This is a genomic window from Deltaproteobacteria bacterium (genome assembly GCA_019308905.1).
Classification (GTDB): domain Bacteria; phylum Desulfobacterota; class BSN033; order WVXP01; family WVXP01; genus JAFDHF01.
In genome coordinates this window covers 22,145-44,966 of the sequence record JAFDHF010000029.1, presented here as the reverse complement: position 1 = coordinate 44,966, position 22,822 = coordinate 22,145, and the positions used below count along the sequence as shown (strand labels likewise).

General features: G+C 58.3%; 20 protein-coding genes. 10 read left to right on the top strand and 10 right to left on the bottom strand.

Annotated features, from left to right (window positions below; all coding sequences use genetic code 11):
- The first annotated feature begins 510 nt into the window (after nucleotides 1–510).
- The 7 genes from JRJ26_11045 to JRJ26_11015 all read left to right on the top strand — a co-directional run bounded on the left by JRJ26_11045 (nucleotide 511) and on the right by JRJ26_11015 (nucleotide 7,911).
- Nucleotides 511–1,602: a BMP family ABC transporter substrate-binding protein gene (locus tag JRJ26_11045; GenBank protein MBW2058021.1), complete on the top strand. Its 1,092-nt coding sequence runs from the start codon at nucleotides 511–513 to the stop codon at nucleotides 1,600–1,602.
- Nucleotides 1,603–1,727: 125 nt separating this feature from the next.
- On the top strand, nucleotides 1,728–2,426 hold the full coding sequence (locus tag JRJ26_11040) for an adenine phosphoribosyltransferase (GenBank protein ID MBW2058020.1): 699 nt from the start codon (nucleotides 1,728–1,730) through the stop codon (nucleotides 2,424–2,426).
- Entirely contained in the window at nucleotides 2,419–3,942 is a 1,524-nt protein-coding gene (locus JRJ26_11035) for an ABC transporter ATP-binding protein (protein ID MBW2058019.1), read from the top strand. The genes JRJ26_11040 and JRJ26_11035 overlap by 8 nt, the downstream gene beginning before the upstream one ends.
- Nucleotides 3,939–5,087 carry an ABC transporter permease gene (locus tag JRJ26_11030; protein MBW2058018.1) on the top strand — a complete coding sequence of 383 codons (1,149 nt, stop codon included), beginning with the start codon at nucleotides 3,939–3,941 and terminating at the stop codon, nucleotides 5,085–5,087. Before JRJ26_11035 ends, JRJ26_11030 begins: the two co-directional genes overlap by 4 nt.
- 3 nt (nucleotides 5,088–5,090) lie before the next feature.
- Nucleotides 5,091–6,020, top strand: a complete 930-nt coding sequence (locus JRJ26_11025) for an ABC transporter permease (protein ID MBW2058017.1) — start codon at nucleotides 5,091–5,093, stop codon at nucleotides 6,018–6,020.
- A gap of 125 nt (nucleotides 6,021–6,145) precedes the next feature.
- Nucleotides 6,146–6,625 (top strand): hypothetical protein, encoded by a 480-nt coding sequence (locus tag JRJ26_11020; GenBank protein ID MBW2058016.1) that lies wholly within the window; start codon nucleotides 6,146–6,148, stop codon nucleotides 6,623–6,625.
- A gap of 206 nt (nucleotides 6,626–6,831) precedes the next feature.
- Nucleotides 6,832–7,911: a hypothetical protein gene (locus JRJ26_11015; GenBank protein ID MBW2058015.1), complete on the top strand. Its 1,080-nt coding sequence runs from the start codon at nucleotides 6,832–6,834 to the stop codon at nucleotides 7,909–7,911.
- 23 nt (nucleotides 7,912–7,934) lie between these two features.
- Here the strand turns inward: JRJ26_11015 and amrB are convergent, their stop codons facing one another.
- Nucleotides 7,935–8,903, bottom strand: coding sequence for an AmmeMemoRadiSam system protein B (amrB, locus tag JRJ26_11010; protein MBW2058014.1), 969 nt, complete (start codon nucleotides 8,901–8,903; stop codon nucleotides 7,935–7,937).
- 101 nt (nucleotides 8,904–9,004) lie between these two features.
- Between amrB and JRJ26_11005 the strand changes: the two genes are divergently transcribed.
- The 3 genes from JRJ26_11005 to JRJ26_10995 all read left to right on the top strand — a co-directional run bounded on the left by JRJ26_11005 (nucleotide 9,005) and on the right by JRJ26_10995 (nucleotide 11,187).
- Nucleotides 9,005–9,202 (top strand): hypothetical protein, encoded by a 198-nt coding sequence (locus JRJ26_11005; GenBank protein ID MBW2058013.1) that lies wholly within the window; start codon nucleotides 9,005–9,007, stop codon nucleotides 9,200–9,202.
- Nucleotides 9,203–9,246: 44 nt separating this feature from the next.
- A complete protein-coding gene (yqeC, locus tag JRJ26_11000; protein ID MBW2058012.1) occupies nucleotides 9,247–10,044 on the top strand; it encodes a putative selenium-dependent hydroxylase accessory protein YqeC in 798 nt (265 codons plus the stop codon).
- A gap of 75 nt (nucleotides 10,045–10,119) precedes the next feature.
- Nucleotides 10,120–11,187 (top strand): XdhC family protein, encoded by a 1,068-nt coding sequence (locus JRJ26_10995; GenBank protein ID MBW2058011.1) that lies wholly within the window; start codon nucleotides 10,120–10,122, stop codon nucleotides 11,185–11,187.
- Between the two features lie 9 nt (nucleotides 11,188–11,196).
- Here the strand turns inward: JRJ26_10995 and JRJ26_10990 are convergent, their stop codons facing one another.
- From JRJ26_10990 to JRJ26_10950, 9 genes are all read right to left on the bottom strand, one after another.
- Nucleotides 11,197–12,531, bottom strand: a complete 1,335-nt coding sequence (locus tag JRJ26_10990) for a nucleotide sugar dehydrogenase (GenBank protein MBW2058010.1) — start codon at nucleotides 12,529–12,531, stop codon at nucleotides 11,197–11,199.
- Between the two features lie 230 nt (nucleotides 12,532–12,761).
- Entirely contained in the window at nucleotides 12,762–15,095 is a 2,334-nt protein-coding gene (locus JRJ26_10985; GenBank protein ID MBW2058009.1) for a xanthine dehydrogenase family protein molybdopterin-binding subunit, read from the bottom strand.
- Nucleotides 15,096–15,113: 18 nt separating this feature from the next.
- The gene (locus JRJ26_10980) at nucleotides 15,114–15,614 is read right to left on the bottom strand and encodes a (2Fe-2S)-binding protein (protein ID MBW2058008.1); all 501 of its coding nucleotides are present in this window, start codon (nucleotides 15,612–15,614) and stop codon (nucleotides 15,114–15,116) included.
- Between the two features lie 18 nt (nucleotides 15,615–15,632).
- Complete coding sequence (locus JRJ26_10975; protein ID MBW2058007.1) at nucleotides 15,633–16,499, bottom strand: xanthine dehydrogenase family protein subunit M; 867 nt, start codon at nucleotides 16,497–16,499, stop codon at nucleotides 15,633–15,635.
- Entirely contained in the window at nucleotides 16,493–17,728 is a 1,236-nt protein-coding gene (locus JRJ26_10970) for an ABC transporter substrate-binding protein (GenBank protein ID MBW2058006.1), read from the bottom strand. The genes JRJ26_10975 and JRJ26_10970 overlap by 7 nt, the downstream gene beginning before the upstream one ends.
- A 164-nt stretch (nucleotides 17,729–17,892) precedes the next feature.
- Nucleotides 17,893–19,179: a phenylacetate--CoA ligase gene (locus JRJ26_10965; GenBank protein ID MBW2058005.1), complete on the bottom strand. Its 1,287-nt coding sequence runs from the start codon at nucleotides 19,177–19,179 to the stop codon at nucleotides 17,893–17,895.
- Between the two features lie 119 nt (nucleotides 19,180–19,298).
- Nucleotides 19,299–20,603 (bottom strand): TRAP transporter large permease, encoded by a 1,305-nt coding sequence (locus JRJ26_10960; protein ID MBW2058004.1) that lies wholly within the window; start codon nucleotides 20,601–20,603, stop codon nucleotides 19,299–19,301.
- Complete coding sequence (locus tag JRJ26_10955; GenBank protein MBW2058003.1) at nucleotides 20,600–21,091, bottom strand: TRAP transporter small permease; 492 nt, start codon at nucleotides 21,089–21,091, stop codon at nucleotides 20,600–20,602. The genes JRJ26_10960 and JRJ26_10955 overlap by 4 nt, the downstream gene beginning before the upstream one ends.
- A 137-nt stretch (nucleotides 21,092–21,228) precedes the next feature.
- Nucleotides 21,229–22,230, bottom strand: a complete 1,002-nt coding sequence (locus JRJ26_10950; protein ID MBW2058002.1) for a TRAP transporter substrate-binding protein — start codon at nucleotides 22,228–22,230, stop codon at nucleotides 21,229–21,231.
- Nucleotides 22,231–22,822: the final 592 nt, after the last annotated feature.

Below are 22,822 nucleotides of genomic sequence, written 5' to 3'. Positions count from 1 at the left end.
GTACAATTCCATAAGGCACCTCCTTGGGTTGAGACTGGTTTGTTTCCCTGAGCATACCAGAAAAACCCTTTGCCGGTATGCTCAGGAGGTGCCTCTTATATGAGTATCAGGTCTCGGCTTCAGTCTTTCCAAGGGTTTCTGCTGCAAATTCAGGGGACTTTGCCTTGGGAGGAGACTGAGACGGGGGATTGCTTTGTTCTCTTCCTGCCTGTCGGTCGATTTTGTGATGGGAGAAAGACGTCCCTTTGATAGAAGTCACGCGATGGGGCGGATTCGCCCCACCGACGGGTCTCTTTTGATCATAGTCCAACTTCTCTCCTTTACTCCCCCGTCAACCAGCAACCGGTTCCAACCAAACAACCAAACTTCCCATAGCTGTAACCCTTACCAGAGGGGGATACCATGTCTGGGTCAAGTCCCAATTCCGGGCAATAAATCTGTTGAATTCAGAAGGAGATCCGTTTATAATCAAGGCTATCAGGGATCGTATGTCTGAAAGGGGGATTGCTTATGGCTAGAAGACTGGTTTTGTTTCTCTTTGTGATTGTGTGCATCGGTTTGGTGCTGGGGCAGCCTGGGTTTGCCAAAACCAAGGTGGCTTTTGCCCTGCTCTGGACCATCGACGACATGGGATGGACTACGGCTCACTACCGGGGTATCGAGTACCTCAAGAAGCAGTTGGGTGACAAGATAGAAGTCTCCTACACCGAGAAGGTGCTGGCCGCCAATGCCGAGCAGGTCCTGCGGGGATACGCCAAAGCAGGATACAACATCATCTTCGCCACTACCTTTGAACACATGGATCCATGCCTCATAGTGGCAAGGGACTTCCCCAACGTGGTCTTCGAGCACTGCTCCGGATACAAGAAGAACGACAAGAACATGGGCAACTACTTCGTGCGCATGTACCAGGCTGAATACCTGGCGGGCTACATGGCCGGACTGATGGGGTACAAGAACGTGGGAACCGTGGCCACCAACCCTATCCCGGAACCGATTCGGGGCATCAACGCCTTTACCATCGGGCTCCTTAAAGGGCTGAAAGAGGCGGGCATACCCCATGATCCCAAGAAGGTCAACACGGTGGTCTGGCTGAAGAGCTGGCGCGATGCTACAAACGAGACTCTCCTGGCGGAAACCCTGGCAGGCCGAGGCCACGACCTGATTCGGCAGATGGCCGACACCCCGGAGTCGAGTGTGGCGGCATGCAGAAAGGGCGTTCCCGCCATCGGATACGGCATCGATGTGAGTTCCCAGGCTCCATGCGCCCTCGTATCCACCGAGTGGAACTGGGGGGTCTACTACGTAGACGCCGTCAAACGGGTCATGGCGGGTACCTGGCGGCCTGCCGAGGTCTGGTGGGGATTCGAGAGAGACGGCATCAAACTCTCTCCCTTCCACCCCTCCGTACCCCAGAAGGTGAGAGAGAAGGTCCTGGCCGAGAAGACACTCCTTAAGGAGGGAGTGGACAACATCTTTGCGGGACCTCTCAGGGATCAGTCCGGTAAAGAGGTTATTCACTCCGGCCAAAAGGCGGCCGACGGAGACCTGCTCACCATGAGATGGCTCGTGGAAGGCGTATCCGGGCAGATACCGGATTAGAGACCCCCCCTTTTTTGAGGGGATCCCTGGCAGAAGGCTCCGGAGGCGCAGCACCTCCGGAGCCTTCTGCCAATGTACTGCGATTTCCAGGACGGTCGCAGCTTTCTCAAATTGGGAGGAGAGTCATGGAAATTCCTTTGAGCTCTCTCGAGACAGGGGAGAAGTATCTCTTTGAAATCCCTGATCTCGGCTTCAAAGCAGAACTCCCTTACGTCCTGCTCCGCGCCGCCGGGGGCTTCATGAAGATCGCCTCCCTCAATCTGGTGGGGATGATCGAATGGAACCGCATCTTCGGCCGCGCCCTGGCTCAGAGAATTCGAGAGAAGATCGGCAATCTCGAGGGCGTTGTCTTCCTTACGGCCGTCGAGAAGTCTCTCCAGCTGAGCCAGGTCGTCTGTGAGGAACTCGGTTTGCCCATCATGGCCGTGGCTTACAACCGGAAGAAGCCTCACATGGAGATCGAAGTAGGTAGAAGACGGCCCTCCATACAGGTCGGAGGGGGTTCTGTCACGAGCGGAGACAAGTATCTCGTCATATACGAGCGGGACTTCAACCTGCTGAGCGCTGCCAGGAACGGGGTAGTGATCATTGATGACGTGGTCAGCACAGGGGGTACGATCGCCGCCCTGGCCACAATCCTGGACGAGATCGCGGAGAGGAAATCACTGGACAAGGAGGTTTTGAGGATCCTGGGCATCTTCTGCGTGGCCCGTGAAGGCGAGATGAAACCCCTTTACAAGGGCCTCTCCTACAAGATCGATTGGCTGGGCAACCTTCCCGCTCCCCAGTTCCTGGCCGACGAATCCGGGGTTGGAGATGCCTGACACTTCTCCAGAGAGCCCACCGGCCATCCTCATGAAGGGGATTGTCAAGAGATTCCCGGGCGTCGTGGCCAACGACGCCGTTGATTTCCGGATCCTGAAAGGAGAGATCCACAGTCTGCTCGGTGAGAACGGCGCGGGCAAGACCACCCTTATGAACATCCTTTCGGGCTTTTACAGGCCCGACGCTGGGGAGATCCTCGTAGATGGCCGGAGGGTCCTCTTCCACTCTCCCAGGGATGCTCTGGATCACGGCATCGGCATGATCCACCAGCACTTCCAGCTTGTCCGCAACTTCACGGTAGCAGAGAACATCGTCCTCGGTATGCCTGGACCCGCCAGGCTCAGCATGGACCTCCTGCAAAAACGGGTGGCGGAGCTTTCCCAGAGATACGGCCTCGCCATCGACGGCCGTGCACGGATCTGGGAGTTGTCCGTTGGCGAGCAGCAGCGGGTTGAGATCCTGCGCATGCTTTTCCGGAAGGTGAGGATCCTCATAATGGATGAACCTACCGCCGTGCTTGCGCCTCAGGAGATAGAAAGGCTCTTTGCCACCATGAGGCGGATGAAGCAGGAGGGGAGATCCGTCGTCTTTATTACCCACAAACTCGAAGAGGTTCTCGAGGTCTCCGACTACATTACCGTCCTCCGAAGGGGCAAGGTCATGACCACTGTCAGGCCCGAGAAGGTGAGAGAAAAGGACGGTGTGGTGAGCACCGAACTGGCCCGCATGATGGTCGGCCGGGAGGTCATTCTGGAGGTGGGCAAGAAGTCGGTCAAGGCCGACCGCGTCCTCCTCGATGTTCAGGGTCTCTCTGTGAGGGGTGACAGAGGGGAACTCGCCGTAAAGGATATCTCCTTCCAGGTCAAGGTGGGAGAGATCTTTGCCGTGCTGGGGGTGGCAGGAAACGGCCAGCGGGAGCTCGTAGAGGCTCTCGTCGGACTCCGGCCCATAGAGAGGGGACGGGTCCTGTTGGAAGGCCGGGACATGGTCGGCCGCCTCGACAGGGTGGCCTATGTCCCGGAGGATCGGACCGGCCGGGGAAGCATCCCCGACATGAGCCTTCTTGAGAATTTCGCCCTTACCCAGCGGGACCGCTTCTCCAGGGGTCTGCTCTTCGGTTGGAAAGCCCTGAGGCAACACGCAGAGGACGTGATCTCCAGGTTTGAGATTGCGGCTCCCACCCTCTCCATGAAGGCCCGGCAGTTGTCGGGAGGAAATCTCCAGAAGCTCATTCTCGCACGGGAGTTTTCCAGAGAACCGTTTCTCCTCATAGCCGAGCAGCCGACCAGGGGGCTCGACATCCGCGCTACGGAGGAGGTATGGCGAGCCCTTTTGGACCAGAGACGGCGGGGAGGCATCCTCTTGGTCTCCGGTGATCTGAGGGAGGTTCTGTCGCTGGCCGATAGAATCCTTGTCATCTTCAGGGGAGAGGCCATGGATACCGTCTCCTGCCGTGACGAGGCGGACCTGGATGATATAGGGCCTCTCATGGCGGGAGTGAGAAAGAGAAGATGAGAATCACCCTCAGAAAGCGACTGAGTCCCTTGCCGTGGCCCAGGTACTTTATCACGCCTGCGTCGATCCTGGTGGCCCTGGTCCTCGGAGTCTTTCTCTTTCTCTGGATCGGGGTCAATCCTGCTCGGGCCTACCTGGAGATGGTGGCGGGTGCCTTTGGGAGTCTCTACAATTTCTCGGAAGTGCTCGTCCGCGCCACCCCCCTGATCCTCTGCGGCCTTTCGGTTGCGGTGGCTGGAAAGATGCTGATCTGGAATATCGGGGCCGAAGGTCAACTCGTCATGGGAGCAGTCGCAGGGGCCGGAGTGGCCCTGTTTCTCTCTCCGCACATCCCTTCCTCCCTGGTTATACCCGCCATGATTCTCGCGGGCTTTGCAGGAGGTGCCTTCTGGGGCCTCATCCCCGGTTTTCTCAGAGCCAGGTTTGAGGTCAACGAGATCATCACCTCCCTGATGCTCAACTACGTGGCGATCCTGTGGCTGGAACACCTGTACTTCGGGCCATGGCGCGACCCTGCAGGACGGGGTTTCCCGGGAACAGCCATGTTTGCGGAGGCAGCCTGGTTCCCCCGTTTCTTCGGGACCCGAATCCATCTGGGCCTGCCCATCGGCCTTGTGGCAGCCGCTTCGATCTGGTTCGTCCTGGCCTATACACGGTGGGGTTACGAGATCAGGGTGGTTGGAGCCAGTCTTAGGGCCGCCCGATATGCCGGGATGAACATCCCTCGGAATATCCTTTGGGTCATGCTGATCAGCGGCGGCCTGGCCGGCCTGGCCGGGATCGGAGAGACGGCCGGCATTCACTATCGGCTCCAGCAGGGGCTGGCCGTAGGCAACGGTTATGTGGGCATCGTGGTGGCTTGGCTGGCACGGCTCCGACCGGAGTCGATCGTACTGGTTTCGGTCCTTCTCGGGGGTCTCATGGTTGGGGGAGACCAGATTCAGATCAGCATGCATGTTCCCTCGGCTATAAGCCTTACCCTGGAAGGGGCGATCCTCTTCTGTGTCCTGGGCGGCCAGGTCTTTCACGATTATCGGCTTCACATAGAAAAAGAACCGCCCCAGAGCGGGGATCGGAGATCCGGGTTGAGCCAGGTGGACGGCACGTCTGAGAGCGGGAAATCGAGATCGGGAAGGTCCGGGTGAGCCATGGAATCCGGAGCGCTCTTTATCGCAAAGGTCACCATCACCTCTTCGATGGCCGTCCTCTACGCCACTCTCGGCGAAATATTCACAGAACGCTCAGGCATTCTCAACCTTGGAGTCGAGGGAATGATGCTCATGGGAGCCCTGACGGCCGTCGCAACCACCCAGTCCCTTCACTCTCTTTGGGCCGGAGTGGTAGCCGCCATGTTGGTGGGCGGAGTTTTTGCCCTTATCCACGGTTTCTTCTCCATCACCCTCAGGGTGAACCAGGTGGTCTCCGGTCTCGCCCTGACCCTTTTCGGCATCGGCCTGAGTAGTTTTCTCGGTAGACCGCTCATCGGAAAGGTCTCCTTGAAATTCGACGCCTGGGCCCTCTTCCCCCTGGACAGGATCCCCATCGTGGGTGAGATCCTCTTCAATCACCCCGCCCTTGTCTATCCGGCTTATCTGCTCGTCCCCGGAGCGTATCTCTTCTTGTACAAGACCCGCTACGGCCTCGAGCTGAGGGCCGTGGGGGAGAATCCCTCGGCTGCCGACACGGTGGGAATCAATGCTTCAGGTCTCCGATACCTCTACACCTCCCTGGGCGGATCCCTTGCCGGGTTTGGAGGAGCCTATCTCTCCCTGGCCTACACCCCTGGTTGGAAAGAGCAGATGACAGGGGGGCAGGGATGGATCGCCATCGCCCTTGTGATATTCGCCATGTGGGATCCCCTGAAGGCCGTGGCAGGAGCGCTCCTTTTCGGCTTTATCAACGCTTTCCAGTTCTATTGCCAGGCGGCCGGCCTCACCCTTGTCCCGAGCTACGCGTTGAGAATGCTCCCGTACCTGTTTACCATCGGCGTGCTGGTACTGATCACCCGGTGGGAGGCAGCCAGGAAAAGAGTCGGAGCCCCTGCAGCCCTGGGGGTCCCCTTCGAAAGGGAGCAGTGAAGCTCCCCATGGCAAGCCGCGGGGCATCCATGCGAAGGCGAGTGAAGCCGCTGGAGCCTCTTGAAGCAGACGATGTCTCTCCGGGGCTTGCTCTTTCCCCTTTCTGGTGTTATAGGAGGAACATCTTGAAATCCGATCTGCAGGGGGAAACAACAGAACAAGGGCTGGTGGAGAGACGGCGTGGAAAGGACCGCCGCCATAGGCCCACCCCGATGCTCAGCAGACAGAGCTTCTTCAGGGGAAGACGGTTCAAGGCCCGTCGAGAGGAGGACCGCCGGGGGGGATACTACGTCGACCGGTACGGGTGGTGGCCTTTCGTTCTTTTCATGCTGATCATCCTTCTCAATGCCCTGGATGGTCTTCTCGCCTTTTACACGCTCCGTGCCCTCGAAGGGGTCAACAATCTCCCCCTCAGAATCATCCGCGATATGGGGGCCGAAACCTTCATCCTTGCAGCCTTTGCCCTCGCCTCGGTGTGCACCCTTTTTCTGTTCATCCACAAGAACTTCCCTGTGGCACAACTGGCCATCGGCGCTGTCGTTCTGCTTCAGGCCCTTACCATCTCCGCCCAGTTGATCCTGATTCTCTTCTCTCATACCCCATGACCGGCTCCGAACCGGGGAGGGGGCGGGAGAACCCACCTGTTGTTTCAAGAACGTAATCCCAGATGCGTTTCGGCAACCACAGCCTCGGGCCATCCCCTCGGGATACCCTAGATCCCAATATTTTCGGTCAATTATCTCTGCCACGTTCTTGGTACGGCCATTGCTCAATTCAGGGATGAGCAGTGAGCGAGAAGGAGGAGACGAAGATGAGAAAGGGAGTGTTTGTCGTCTTCATACTGGCCTTGACGGTCCTCTCGGCACCCAGCCAGTCATGGGCCAAGCCGTGGAGGATAACCACCCGCAGCCGTTGCTGGCATTACGGCTTCATAGGGTTGATTCTGCACCAGACCCTGGATCCGGGGGGCCTCTTCCAGTCGGATCCAGACCTGGAGAGAAAAGTCACAGACCTGGAGAAACAAGTGGGCAGCCTCCGGGTTTCGGTGGAGGTGCTCCAGTCCGACCTCGACCGAGCCGGCCAAAGGATTGCAGAACTCCAGAAGCAACTCGAAACAGCGGAGCAGGCCGTCTCCGATTACGGAGAGGCCCTTGATCTGGCGCAGAAAACCATAGGCGAGCTGAACTCTCGCCTGGCTTCGGCAGAGGACAGCCTGGAAAGGGTGCAACCCCTTGTCGCCCTGGCCGATTATGTGACCGTGGTGGAGGACGAAAGCATCAACGGTCTCAAGGGACCCCATGTGATCTTCACGGGTGTCAACGTCCATGTCCGCAGCGGCTCCGGCTATACGGATGACGGCGGTAGCCCTCAGGGCCTGGGCAATGTCATAATCGGTTACAACGAAGAACCCGACAGTGGCCTCGATGCCGGAGGCGAGGACCGCTCAGGGTCCCACAACCTGATAATGGGTCCAAAACACCGCTACTCGGGTTGTGGAAACCTGGTTGCAGGGTCTGCCAATACCGCGAGGGGATCGTACACAGCCCTTGTGGGGGGGCAGTCCAACACGGCAAGCGGCGACATGGCAACAGTTACCGGCGGGCTCGGCAACACGGCCAGCGATTACTGTTCGACCGTCTCCGGAGGAAGGCAGAACAGGGCGGGCGCTTACTATGCCGCTGTCTCCGGAGGCCTGGGCAACCAGGCCGTCGGCTTCTACTCCAGTGTCTCGGGAGGCCAATCCAACACGGCCAGAGGTGTCGCCTCGACAGTCGCCGGGGGATCCTTCAACACGGCAAGCGGTGAGGCGTCGAGCATAAGCGGGGGCAGGGGCAGAGGCGTATGGGAGAGAAACACATGGCGGGCCGGCAGCCTTGTGGAAACCTTCTAGATCCCGGGCCGGGGTGATCCGGTTCAACCAGGATCACCCCGGCCGCCACCATCCTCCCTGAAAAAGACAATCGACGCATAACTCACCGAGTTTACATAGTCACCTGTGATATCGCCTGACAGGCGGTACCGGAGGAGCCTCCCCATCACATCCGGTCGAAGCATCTGAATAAGCACGGCGATCGGTCTAAACCCACAGATAGTGGCTCCGGTCCGGTTCCTGTAAGCCAGGAAACCCTGCCAGTCCTTTTTCAGAATCAGATCAATGGCCCCGTGATCGAGTCTGGATATGTTCTCTCTCAGGTGGTCCACAAAGGGCACGTATCCGAAGCGCGGCCCGAAGTGGGTGAAATCAGAACTGGCTATTACAAGCATGTCCGCTCCCCCGAGGGTTTTCAACTGCTCGCTCACCACCCGGTACTGGTCCCCCTCCAGCTCGCCGACCACGATAGGAACGAGAGTGAACTCCTTCAGGGTTCTCTGGAGAAATGGAAGCTGGATCTCGACGGCGTGCTCCCTCTCATGAGCCTGGGTGACGGTCCTGAAAGGAGATTTTGCGAGGAGAGAATCACAGGCATTCCTGTCCACCCTCACCCTGCCGAGCGGGGTTTCGTAAAACTCAACCCGTGGAATCGATACCCCCTCAAAGGAAACATAGTGGGAAGGGGCCAGGATAATCACCCGCCGAAAAGGTACGCCCGCCAGGTTCCTGTAACCCCACGCGGCGACCGCTCCTGAATAGGCATATCCGGCATGGGGAGAGATCATGGCCACCACTCTCTCCCCCTCCACGCTGGGAGACGCCTGTCTCAGAAATCCGTCCACCTCCTTCATGAGGGTCCCCCTGTCTGCGGGGTACCACGACCCGCTCAGAGCAGACGGCCGGACAGAGGGGGATCCGGAGAAAACAGCCGATCCAACGCCCAGGAGCAATGCCATCAGGCCTGCCACGGTGAAAAACCCTCTCATCTCCTTGTTCCCTTTTTCCGCCATTCTATTTGACTTTTCTCCCTTTTTCAATAAGAATTAAGAGATCGAAAAATCTCACGGGTGCGCGGAGTGTCCGAGTACCATCAAGGTCACAGGAGGCAGATATGAAAATCGGGGAGAGAGTTACATTTCCCTTCGGGAAGGGAGAGATGGAGGGCGTTGTTAAACGGGTCTTCGAGAAGACCGTCTATATCACGGCTGACTTTCCCAGGCACAAGGGCAAGATCGTCAGACGATCGATTTCCGACCTGAGCAAGGGGAAAACGAAGAGCTCAAAGGCAAAGTCAAGAAAGACCCAATGAGCCTGCCGGCGGGCAGAAAGTTACAGGGGCATGGACCAACGGGCATGGGCAGGGTCAGAGAGAAAGACCAGCCGAGCATTCCTCTGAAGCAGGCCCTCGGGCTTGAGGAGAGAGAGACTATCAGCCTGGTGGGGGCCGGGGGCAAGACTAGTCTCCTCTTTCTCCTGGCAAGAGAGCTCAGCAGCTCGGGATACCGGGTGATTACGACCACGACGACGAAGATCTTTGAGCCCGCTCCCGGGCAGACGCCTTTTCTCTCTCTCGGCGAAACGAGTGAGACCATCCTGAGGAGGGTTGCCAGCCACGGTCATATCACCGTTGCTTCCAAGAGGGTGGCCCATGGAAAGCTCCAGGGCATACCACCCGACCAAGTGGAGGAACTCCGGGAATCCGCTCTTGTCGACTACATCATAGTCGAGGCCGATGGGGCGGCCCAGAGGCCCTTGAAGGCCCCTGAATCCTATGAGCCTGTCATCCCCGGCTGCACCGGGACAGTCGTAGGCCTGGTGGGGGCCGATGCCTTCGGCGTGCGGCTCACCGAGGCCACCGTATTCAGGTCCCATATCTTCTCCCGAATCACGGGGCTGTCCCCTGGGGCGGAGATCACCTGCGAAGCGGTCTGTCTGGCATTCACCCATGCCGAGGGGATCCTCAAGGGGACGCCCCGGTCAGCCCGTGTGGTCATCTTCTTCAACAAAGTGGACCTCGACGGAGGACTCGCAAAGGGGAAGGAATTTGCCGCCAAGATCCTCGGTTTTCCCGGTTCCACGGTGGAGAGGGTCGTTCTGGGACACCTAAGGTCAGAGCGCCCCGTGGTGGAAGTTGTCTCCCGCGGATGGTAGAATTGAAAGGTCCCGTTTCAGTGACAGAACAAGGAACGCCCGGCTTTCCGGATATTTCCCGGCCAGGGGGGTGAAATGGTTTCGATTGAAGAAGAGATCGTCAGGGAACTCTCTCGGAACAGCGTTTCGGCTCTAGCTACCGTGGTCTCCCGCGCCGGGTCGGCACCTCGTGGGGTGGGTGCGAAAATGCTCCTCAGGGCGGACGGTTCATCCGCAGGTACGATAGGAGGAGGGAGTGTCGAGGCAAAAGTCGTCAGAGAAGCGGCACACGTCATCGAGACACGAGAGCCCAAGACCCTCCATTTCGAATTGAAGGCCAAGGACTTGGCCGAAGAGGGCGCCATCTGCGGGGGCGATGTCACCGTCTTCGTGGAACCTCTCGCGCCGGACAGTTCCGACCTTCTGGAGATCTATCGAACCATAGGGGCGATAAGGAGAAAAGGGGGGAGGTCGGTTCTGGTAACCCTGGTATCGGCCGACGATCCGCATTCCGCGGAAGAAACCGCCAAGGCTCTGTTCGGCGACAAGGGCCTCCTGGTCGGGTCTCTCCCAGATGATCAGGATCTGATCCAGAGGCTCAGGCCGGAGATAGACCGGGTGCTTGGGGAAAACAGGACCGAGGTCCTCACCGTCCAGAGGGCGGGCGGAGAGGTCCGGCTCCTCCTGGAGCCTGTCGTTTCGGACACCACCCTGTTCATCTTCGGCGGCGGTCACATAAGCACCTGCCTTGCTCCCCTGGCAAAAAACGTGGGATTCAAGGTGGTGGTCATCGATGATCGACCCGACTTCGCCAATCCTGACAGGTTCCCTCAGGCGGACAGGGTCCTGGTAGATGGCTTCGAGGGGCTCCTGGAAAAACTCGAGATCGATGAGAACTCCTATCTCGTCCTGGTGACGAGGGGCCACCTGCACGACAGAGTCGTCCTCGAACAGGCGCTTCGGACAGATGCCAGGTATATCGGCATGATCGGAAGCCGGAGAAAGATCAGGATGGTTTACGAAAGGGTCGTGAAGGACGGGATCTCCCCTGAGTCGCTTGAGAGAGTCCACGCCCCGATCGGACTCGATATCGGAGCAGAAACCCCGGAAGAGATAGCCGTCAGCATCCTGGCCGAACTCATTCAGGTGAGGGCCGGGAAATAACCGCCGTGCTCACTTCCCCTTCCCGATTCCCATGTAGAGAAACCCCGCCTTTTCGGCTCTCCTCCTGGCGATCACGTTCCTGCCATCCACTATCACAGGTGTCCGCATGAGCCTCTTTGCCTTTGAGAGATTCAGGCTGAAGTACTCCCTGTGCTTCGTGACGATGGCCATACAGTCGGCCCCTGAGAGGGCCGAGTCGAGGTCTCTTGTCAGGTCTACCTCCGGAAAATCCCGAACATGTGGATCATGGCCGACCACCTCCGCCCCTTTCGACTCCAGGTCCCTAATCACGGCATAGGCCGGTGTATTCCGCGTGTCGTCCGAGTCTTCCAGATAGGCCACTCCGAGGATCGCTATCTTGGCTTGCCTGAGGGAGACTCCTTTTGTCTTGAGTGCCTCTTCGACCATCTCGGCCAGGTGGCGAGGCATGTAGTCGTTGATCCGCCTGGCGAGGCAGATAAACTCGGTCTCCATGGGTTTCGAACCATACTGTTGCAGCCCGTAACGGAGAAGCCACGTGTCCTTCGGGAGGCAGTGCCCCCCTACCCCGGACCCGGGCAGATGCATGTGTCTTTCAGAACGGGAATTTATCAGTTCCCGGATCTCGAATACGTCCACTCCGAGATTCTCGCAGATCAGCCCCATCTCGTTGGCAAAGGCGATGTTCACGTCCCGGTAGGCGTTTTCCATGGTCTTGGACGTCTCCGCGGTCAGGATGTCGGTGGAATGGATCTCGTCCTTGACGATCTTCCTGTAGAGATCGACGGCCAGCTTCTCGCTCTTCTTGTTTATCCCTCCCACTATCCGGGGAAGGTTTTGGATATACTCTATCAGCTTCCCCGGCATTACCCGCTCGTAGGAATAGGCCAGATAGAAATCCCTCCCCGCCTTCATCCCCGACTTTCGTTCGAGAATGGGCTGAACCACGTTCTGGGTAGTCCCCGGAGCCACCGTGGACTCGATGATGACCAGAGATCCCCTCTTCATATACTGGCCCACGCGCCTGGATACCTCCTTGAGGGAGAGATAGCTCGGCGTGTGATCCGAACTGTCGGCGGGTGTCTGCACGTCGATCAGTATCGTATCCATTTCCCTCAGGACAGAGAAGTCGTCTGTAACCCGGAAGGTTCCCTTCTTGACGACCCGGGCGATCAGCTCCTCAAGACCCGGTTCGTTCCCCTCGATGGGAGACCTCCCCGAGTTCAAGACATCGATCTTCCAGCCCGACCTCTGGCTCCTCCGCTGCAGACCCGTGACGTCAAACCCCGGAACATCGGCCAGAAGTGCCGCGGCCGGAATGCCCACATACCCCATTCCGACAACCGCGATCTTTCTTTTGTCCATAAGGGCATTCCCCCCGGCCCTGCCACTTGTCGGAAGGGCCTTCCAATCCCTGTAGAATAATTCGAAAGGTCACATCGAATTCCAATGACTAATCGTCAAGAGTTCGAAATTTGTTGAGCGGAATCGTTAGATACTTTGGGGCATGAAAGACTCAAGGACGCAACCAGTCGACCGTACTCCTCTCTCTGTTATCTGACATCGATTGAAACTCTGAGATTTCTCACTCGGCGTTACGACCCTTTCCCCTCTTTCTCCATCAAGGCTCTCAGGATTTTTTCAGGCGTTATGGGCAGGTCCTTTACCCGCACCCCTATCGCGTCATAGATCGCATTGGCGATGGCCGGTGCCGAGGGGACGCACCCCGGTTCCCCGATCCCCTTGGCCCCGTAAGGGCCTTCCGGATCCACAGATTCGACAATGACCGGCTCAACGGGGATCACGTCCTTGGCAGTGAGGATCTTGTAGTCTCTGAAGTTGGGATTCATCACCCTTCCCTTTTCAAGGATAAGCCTTTCTGTCAGCGCATATCCAGTACCCATGGCGGCAGCCCCGTAAATCTGGCCCTCAAGCAGCATGGGATTGATGGCTCTACCCACGTCGTGGGCGGCGATGTATTTGAGGATCCTCACCTTGCCCGTCTCTCTGTCCACCTCCACTTCGACTCCATGAGTCCCGTAGGCATAGGTCATGGAGAGGTTTCCCTTGAACTCCCTGTCGAGGTTCTCGTTGTCGGGATCGTAGAAGGACTCGGCCATGATCATGGTTCCTCCCCGGCTGTAATGGGCCCCGCGAAGAATCTTGGCCAGGGGGATCTTCTTGTCTGGTTCCTTGGTGGAGTAAACCATCCGGTCCTTGATAACGAGGTTCCTCGGGTCCGGGTCGAGCCTGACCTCGTGCCGGTTCCCCTCTTCGTCCTTCCACCGATCCACATACCCCGCGGCTATTTCGAGAATCTTCTCCCTCACTTTTCGAGCAGCCATGAGCGCCGAGTTCCCAGCCACGAAGGTGGTCCGGCTGGCATGAACGCCCACATCCCATGGGCATGAATCGGTATCGTTGTCGGTGAGGTTGACATCCTCGGCGAGAACCCCGATTTCTTCGGCCACCATCTGGGCGATGACCGTCTCTGCACCCTGCCCTATGTCGGTGGCACCGGTAAAAACGTTCACCGTTCCAAAGTCATCGACCTTGATGATGGTTCCACAGCCGTCGGACTTATACACCCTGGCGCCCCCACCCACGTGGATCAGCGAGGCCATTCCCACACCGCGCCCGTCTTCTCTCCTCTCCCCCTTTCGCTTCTTCCATTCCAGGCGGGCGCCCACCTGCTCGATGCACTCTCTCAGGCCGCAACTGGTAACCCTGAAACGCTGGGGTGTAACCTCTCCGGGCTCATTGCTGTTGATGAGGCGAAACTCCATGGGGTCTATCCCGGCCTCCCATGCGAGTTGGTCCATGCTGCTGTCGATGGCGAAGGTCGCCTGGGGATTGCCATACCCCCGCATCGCCTGAGACCATGTGTTGTTGGTGTAGACACACGTGGCCTCATAGCGGACGTTCGGCACCTTGTAGAGAGAAGAGACGGGCATCATCATTACCGAGGGAGTCGTGGCCCCCCAGGAAGTGTAAGCCCCGTTGTCAAGAATCATGGAGACGTCCCTGAAGGTGAGCCTGCCCTTCTTGTCGCACCCCTGGGCGATGTCGGCGATGACCGGCTGGCGGGTGGAAGTGTAGCGAAATTCCTCCTCCCTGGTGTGAACGATCTTGACCGGTTTCCGAGTCGCGAAGGCAAGCAGAATGGCGATGTACTCAAAGGCATAGGTGTCGAGTTTGCTTCCAAATCCCCCGCCTATGGTGGGCTGGATGACGCGCGATTTGCTCCCCTTGAGACCCATGGCCCTCAGGGCCTCGTTGAAATCCCGCTGGGCCAGATATGGGATCTGGGTGTTTCTATACATGGTCAGGTTGTTTCTCTGGTCAAAATCGGCAATGACCCCCTCGGTTCCCATGCAACAATGGGTCACCCAGGTGAGGGTGAAACGATCCTCAACAACAAAGGCCGAACGCCTCCTCGCCTCTTCCACGTCCCCGGCCACTAGTCTCCATGGGAGCTTGAGGATGTTGCTCTTGTTCTCCTCGTGAACCAGCGGCGCATCCTCTCTCATGGCCTCTTCCGGGTCGAAGACTCCTGGGAGAGGCTCATATTCCACCTCTATCAGGTCAAGGGCCTCCCGGGCGATCTCAGGATCGATGGCAGCCACGGCCGCCACCTCGTCCCGGCATGACCGGACTTTCCCTCCCTTCAGGACCGTCTGGTCTTTCATGAATCCGAACCGAATGGTCGGGACATCTTCGGCGGTGATGACGGCCCGGACGCCGAGGAGCTTCCTGGCCCGGGAAGTATCGATCCTGACGATCCGCGCATGGGGCTGCGAACTCCGGAGGATCTTGCCGAAGAGCATCCCGGGGACTTTCAGATCCTGTATGTAGACCGACCTGCCCGTTACCTTGTCCTGAGCATCGAGTTTGGGGATTCGCTTTCCCACGCTGCGAAATGCTTCCATCACGGCCTCCCTGACTGTCTAGTCGCCCTCTCCGCCCACCTCAGGAACCTGCCCAGAGGACTCGCTGGCCGCACTAATGGCCCTGACAATCTGAACATAGCCCGTACAGCGACAGATGTTCCCCGCTATGCCGTGGCGGATCTCCTCTTCGTTCGGGTGGGGATTCTCATCGAGAAGCGCTTTGGCGGCCATTATCATCCCCGGTGTACAGAAGCCGCATTGAACGGCGCCATGATCCACAAAGGCCTGCTGCAGGGGATGGAGTTCGCCTGAGGACCTGCCCAAACCCTCGATGGTGGTCACCCGAGCACCCTCGATCTCCATAACGGGAAAAAGGCATGAATTGACGGCCTTGCCGTCGACAAGCACGGTACAGGCTCCGCATTCGCCCCTTTCACACCCGGATTTCGTGCCTGTCAATTCGAGGCGTTCCCTGAGAAGGTGGAGCAGGCTCCAGTGGGTCTCGACCTCCACCTCCATCTTGTCCCCATTCAACACAAAGGAGATCATCTTTTTCATCCCTGTCCCTCCAAAGAGCTAGCTCGCCCTTTCCATCGCGATCCGGGCCATCCTCGGCACGAGAACCCTTACCATGGCCCTGCGGTACCATGCCTCCCCCCGGACGGTGTCCCTGGCTTTGCACTCCTCTGCAGCAACCCGGCCCGCCTCTTTCAGAATCCCCTCGTCCAGTCTCTCCCCGGTAAGGATGGACTCGGCCCTCCTGGCCCGCATGGGCGTAGGGGCCAGAACACCCAGGCCTATTCTGGCCAGGGTGCAGGTCTCCATGTCCTCGGCCAGCGAGACGAGAACCGCCACACCCAGAAGGGGCAGTTCCATGGCGGCCCTCCGGGTGTGCTTCCAGTAGGCTCCCCCGGTACGGGGGGGGAGCTCGGGAACCACGAATTCCAGAAGGATCTCTCCCGGATCGAGCACGGTCTGTCCCGGGCCGACAAAGAGCTCCTCGAGGGCCATCTCTCTCTCCCCACTGGGGCCTCTGACCCGGACCCGCGCTCCCAGGGTAATCAAGGGGATGGCACCATCGGCAGAGGGGACCGCATTGACGATGTTCCCCCCTATGGTAGCAACGTTCCGAATCTGAACAGACCCGATGTTCTCGACAGCGTCGGCGAGGATGGGATATCTCTTCTTGATGAGGGGGGAGAGCTCCAGCATGCGGTGGGTGACCATGGAGCCGATTTTCAGCTCTCCATCATCGTAGACTATCCTGTCAAGCCCTTCAAGGTGATTCAGGGAGATCAGGTACCTGGGAGTGATCCTTCCCTCCTTGATCTTGACCATCACATCCGTCCCTCCGGCTATGTACTTCGCCTTCCCCCTGTGCTTTTCATAAAGCGAGATCGCCTCATCAATCGACCTGGGCTTCAGATATCCGAACTTTACCATGGATAACCTCCGAGTATCCCGGCGGACCCACGGGCCTTACGGGCCAATCTCCAGGACCCAACCCACCGCCTCCCGTCCCTGCGAATGCCGTCCGCCACTGCAACCACCACCGAGTCGGGATCCAGACCGTTATGGTCCTCATGGGTAAATCCATAGACCCCGCCGAGGCCCACGTGCCTGTAAACACCCTCGATCGCATCCCGCAGAGCCCTCCCGCTGCATTCGGCCTCCTTTATAGCCTCGACCAGGATCATAACCGAGTCCCAGACATATCCGGCAAGGGGATTCACCCAGTGGCCGTCTCCGTACCTGTAGACCTCCACGTATTGATGAAAAAAGTCCGCAATCATACGCTTTTGGCAGTCCCAGTCGTCCAGATCCTCCCAGACGAGCATCTTATTCGATACGAGAAGGCTCCCCCTTGCTGCAGGGCCTGCCATCTCCACATACCGCCGTGGGGAAATCTCGTGGCACTGAAAGAGGGGAAGCTCGACTCCCAGCCCTCGGAGGACCACCGCCACTGTAGCCGCAATGGGAAGGGAACACCACGATACGACCACCTGGGGTTCCGCCATTGCCAGGTCGGCGAGTGCCGACCTCACGTCCGAATCAGGTGTGAGGACACAGGTGGCCACGGTTTCGAGCCCGTAGGCCCCACTCCACCTCTCAAACCACTCCCTCGCCTCCCTGCCCAGGCAGTCAGAGGCGACAACGAGCGCCACCTTTGTCCAGCCCCTCTCCCTGAGAAATCCGCCCACCTTCCCGAGAGCGGTCCTGCTGCCCGGGGGAAGCCGGAAGATCCACTCATACCTTCCATACTTGCCGCCCTGAATAACGGCATCGTCCCACGTCAGCATCATCGCCGGGACCCGGGTCTCCTCAAAGAGAGGCTTGGTCATCATGGCAGAAGCCCAGTCAGTCGGTCCCAGAACAGCGGCGACCTTACCAATCGACACCAATTCTCTGGTTCCATCCCTTGCCAGGATCGGCTCTCCCTCCGTGTCGAAAACCGCCAACTCGACCAGCCTGCCGGCCACCCCTCCCCTGGCGTTCACCCGGTCGACGGCCATCCCGGCGACTCTCTCGGCCTCCCTGCCGATCTCCCCCGTGCTCCCACTGAGATCTGCGAGGAGACCCACCCTGACAGTCGGCTTTCCCAGGACCGCCCCGGAAGTAGCCAGAATCGTCAAAAAGGCAGAAACCCTAAGAAACGCACCGAGCCAGCTCACTGGATCTCCCTCTCACACCTGCCCCGATCCCCGGGCCGGCGGAGAACCGAGCAGTCTCCCTTCAGCCCCGCACCCTTCCCCTGGTTCACGACCCGCCCCGGCCTATCTTTCCCTCTGCCCCGGCCGCCCTTGGGGGAGAAGCGGTCCCGGCCAAGAGATACGGGCTACCGGTTATCGAACACCCGCTTGGATTTCCGCTCCGATCTGGGGAGCTCGCCGTAGTCTACGATCTCGACCCTGCCGCTCACAAGAATCTCCTTCTTGATCCGATCCTCGATTTCTCCGGCCAACTCGCGGTCACCGGAGGGATCCCTCCCCTTTTCCCGTTCCACCCTGATAGTCATGTAGTCCCTCCCGTCCTCCTTCCGCTCGAGCACGATCTGGTACTCCGATCCTACACCGCTTGTCTGGGAGAGGACATGATCGATCTGGCCGGGATAGACGTTGACGGCACGAATGATGAACATGTCGTCGCTCCGCCCCAGAAGCCGATCGTGCATGGGCAGAATGCTGCCGCAGGAGCACCGTCCAGGAATCAGCCTCGTCATGTCGCGTGTCCGGTACCGTACAAGGGGAGCGGCTTCCTTTCTCAAGGTGGTCACAACCATCTCTCCGGTCTCTCCAGGGGGGACTGGCTCGAGGGTTTCAGGATCGAGAAGCTCGAGGATGTAGTAGTCGGCCCAGTAGTGGATCCCCTCGTGTTTCGGGCAATCCAGTCCGGTCCCGGGCCCGTAGAGCTCCGTCATTCCGGGGATATCGAAGACGTCCTCAACCCCGAGAAGGTCCTGAATTCTCTGCCGCATGGCTGCGCTGTGCCGCTCGGAACCGAGGATGACCTTGTTCAGTTTGATCTTGGAGCGGATGCCCCTTCTCTCCACTTCCTCTGCCATCAGCAGGGCCATGGAAGCCGTGCTGCAGAGCACCGTGGTCCCAAAATCCTGCAGAAATCGGCACTGCAGGTCGAGGTTCCCCGGCCCGACAGGAATGACCATGGCCCCGAACCGCTCACATCCGAGCTGGAATCCAATGCCGGCGGTCCAGATCCCGTAGCCCACGGCAAGCTGGACCCTGTCCTCCAGGGTGAGGCCGGCCATCTCGTAGCACCTGGCAAACATGTGGGCCCAATCGTCGATGTCCTTTTGGGTGTAGCAGAGAACCTTCCTCTTTCCGGTGGTCCCCGACGAAGCATGGATCCGCACGACCCTCTCCATGGGAACCGACAGAAGTGGAAAGGGGTACCCCTCCCTCAGGTCGTCGGCCGTGGTAAAGGGAAGCCTCGACAGGTCATCGAGGGTCTGGATATGGCCGGGTTTCACACCGTACTCATCGAAGCGCCTCCTGTAGAACTCCGAATTGCTGTACACATGCCTGATCGTCCATCTAAGACCCTCTGTCTGGACCGCCGCCAGTTCGGCCTCGGATCGGATATCCGGCATGAAGGTCTTCTCCATCGATCACTCTCCCCCTTCACAGAAACGAAAAAGACCGAATCCCCGAGCACCTCTCAGGACTCCCACCCGATCCTTTCGTCTCCCGGAATGGGCCGGTTCGGCCGTCGTACTCGTCGTACTCACTGTACCATCCCTGGTATCACCAAAACAATCTGTGGAAAGATGATGAGAATAACGATAGAAACAACACAGGCCAAGAGGAAAAAGCTCACGCTCTTGAAGATCGTGCCAAGTCCTATCTCGGGTGCCAACGCCTTGACCACGTATATGTTGACACCCACCGGCGGCGTGATGGCCCCCATGGTCGTTACCATTGTCAGGATTATCGAAAACCAGATCGGGTCGAAACCGAGTGCCATTCCCAGGGGGAAAAAGATCGGTATCGTGAGAACCAGAAATCCGAGAGAATCCATGAAGCAACCCCCGATCAGATAGATCACCAGAACGATGGCCAGAATAACGAAACGAGAGACCGGAAGGTGCGCCGCAAAATCCGCTACCATGAAGGGCAGCCTGGTTACGGCCAGAAAACGGCCGAAAATGATGGCGCCTGCTACGAGAAAAAAGACCATGCAGGATATCTTCAGCGTGTCCCTGACAGAATCGATCAGACCCTTCCAGTTCAGCCTTCCTGTTGACACGGTTACGACAAGAGTGAAAAAGACCCCGACTGCACCCGCTTCGGTCGGTGTGAAAAGCCCTGCATACAACCCTCCTATTACCAGAACGAATATGGCTACCGCTTCGATGACCCCGGCAAGAGACTTGAGCTTCTCCTTGAAAGTCGTCTTTGGTCCGGCCGGGCCGAAGGTCGGGTTGATCCGGCAGAGAACAAAGATGGTGGCCACAAAGAGAACTCCCAGAAGGATGGCCGGCAGAATACCGCCCAGAAATAGCTTGACGATGGACTGTTCCGTTTGCAGGCCGATGATGATGAGGACCACGCTGGGAGGCATGACCGTGCCCAGAGTGCCACCCGTGACGACCGTACCGCTGCTCAGTCTGGTGTCGTAGTCGTACTTCTCCATCTGCGGGAGGGCGACGGTCCCCATTGTGGCTGCCGTGGCCGTATTGGAACCGCAGATGGCCGCAAAAAGTTCGTCTGCGCCGATGGTGGCGATGGCAAGTCCCCCCCGCCAGTGGCCGAACCATTTGTAGGCGGCATTGTAAAGCTTCTCCGCTATTCCGGAGTTGAAGGCCAGGTAACCCAGAAAAATGAAGAGGGGGACCACCGTGAGGCCGTATTTGGAAAAAGTAGTCCACAGGTCGGTCCCCACCATGTTGACAGCCGCTTTGAAGGATACCACGTACCAGAAGCCGCAGAAGCCCACGACACTCATGGCAAACCCAACCGGCATGCCCAGAAGGAACAAGACTGCCACAAGGACAAGGATCCCGAGGATTCCAGCCATGGTCAAGGTCACTCTTCGTCCCCTCCTCTCCCCGATACCGCCTTCAACAGGTCTGTCAGAAACACGAGGGAAAGCACAAGGAATCCAAAGGCCACGCCGTAGGTGAAGGGATAGTAGATGATCTGCAGGGTTTCCGTGACCTCCCCTGTCTCCCACAGGGTGGCTCCATACTGGGCTATCTTCCACGCTACAAGGGCGAAAAAGACCATGCAGATCGAGTAGTTCACGCTGTTGAGTATTTTCTGGGTCTTCTTTGAAAACCTGAGCACCAATATGTCGACGGCGATGTGGCCCCTTTTGACCTGGGTGTAGCCCAAGGCAAAAGCCGTTACGAGGGCTCCGAAATACCCCATGAGTTCGAAGGTGCCCCTCACCGGCATCCAGACAAGGCGGAAAAATATGTTGGCACAGGTGAGAAGGATCATTGCAGCGAGAAAGAAACCCGCCACCCACATGAGCATCAGATTCAGGAATCGCCTCGCCCTCTCGAGTGCGTCCATGTTTCCCCCAAAACCCCTTCTCCAGGGTCAGCCCCTAGGCCTCGGGCCTTCCGCACAAATAAAGGTTGCGGATTCCGGACCTTGCCGAGAAGATCCCCAATCCGCAACCCCGGAAGCTCCTCTACCGCTCAATGCCCTCACTCCCCAGAATACATTCTCGCAAAGGCCCTTATGTCCCCCACGATCTCCTTGCCGGGAAGACCCTTTGCCTCGGCTTTCTTGATCCATGCTTCCGTGATCGGCTCGAGCAGCCTGTCCCACCTGGCCTTCTCTTGCTTTGGAAGTTTGATAAATTCCACGTTATAGGTCTTCTTAGACCAGGCGACGGCCTTTTCGATCTGGTTGTCCATGTAGGTCCCGGTCCATGCGGCCTGCTGGGTTCCCAGACCCTCCATGACCTGCTGGACGTCCCTGGGCAGGCGGTTCCATGAATCCATGTTCATGACCACGGCAAAGGGGTAGATCACGGTGTTCGTCAGCGTCGCGTACCGGCACGTCTCGGCGAACTTGAAATCTTTCATCACCTCGAGGGAGGAGAACAGTCCCTGGACCACGCCCTTCTGCAGGGCTTCCACGGTCGCCGGCATGGGCATACCCACCGGGTTGGCTCCCCAGGCTTTCAGAATCTGTGCGGCTCCTCCTGAGGCCCGCAGATTCATCCCTTTCAGATCCTCCAGGCGCCGTACCGGTCTCTTGGACATGATATTGGAAGGACCGCACGTAAACATGGTAAGGACCTTGACCTTGGAGAAGGCCTTTGGCCTGTATTTCTTGTAGAGGTCCCAGAGCACGAGGCTGGCGATCCGGGAGTTGGGCAGCCCCAGAGGCAGGCTCGTGGCATTTGTAACCACAAAACGGCCCGGTTGATAGGCCATGCACAGGCAGCCGATGTCGGCCTGTCCCGCTATCACGCCATCCATCATGTTCTTGGCACCGAGCAGGGTCCCACCTGGATACGTATCGATGGATACCTTCCCGCCCGTGCGGCTTTCAACCTCCTTTTTCCACCGCTCCATTTGAACACACGGAAAGGTGGGAGCAGGCGGGAAGTTGGCATAGCTCAACCTGACAGGACCCCCTTGTGCCGGTGTGGCCAAAAAGGCAATACCCCACAAGAAAGCGGAAAAAACCAGTAGCATACACACCACTCCCGTTAACTTGGTCGAATTCTTTCTTTTCATGAGACACCTCCTCGTCTCCTTTGAATTAAGAGTCAATCCTCATCCCCACCTCCTCTCTGCTCCCTCCTCCCCGAGGCCGGATGATTTCCCCCCGGGCAGTGGCTCTACCACCACCCTGACCTTGTCTCCGTCTCACCTTGTAGCAGAATCGTCTTTGATCGTCAAGGGGAAAACGGGCGTTTCCTGACTTTCGGAGAAGACCCTTTTCTCCGGACGAGATTGTGGAAGTGGTGTCGTACCGATCGGGAATGTGCGTGATTCGTGTGCGTGTTCGTGGTGCGTGGGGCGTGTTCGTGGCTCGTGGTTCGTGTTCGTGGGGAAGGGACGGGAATTCCCCGCCCGCGAACTCCGAAAAGGTTACCACGAGACCTTGGGAGTGAAGGGGCAAGGGTGTTCTCCCCTTAAAGAGAGAAACAGCTGTAAAGTTAACTACTTAAACAATTCCCTTATCGAAAACTCAGGAAACTCCACGAAAAGGCGGAGGACCTTCCCCATTTTGAGGGCATCCATCGTTCCGGAGTGGCATTGCGGAAGCGGCGGACTACCCGCC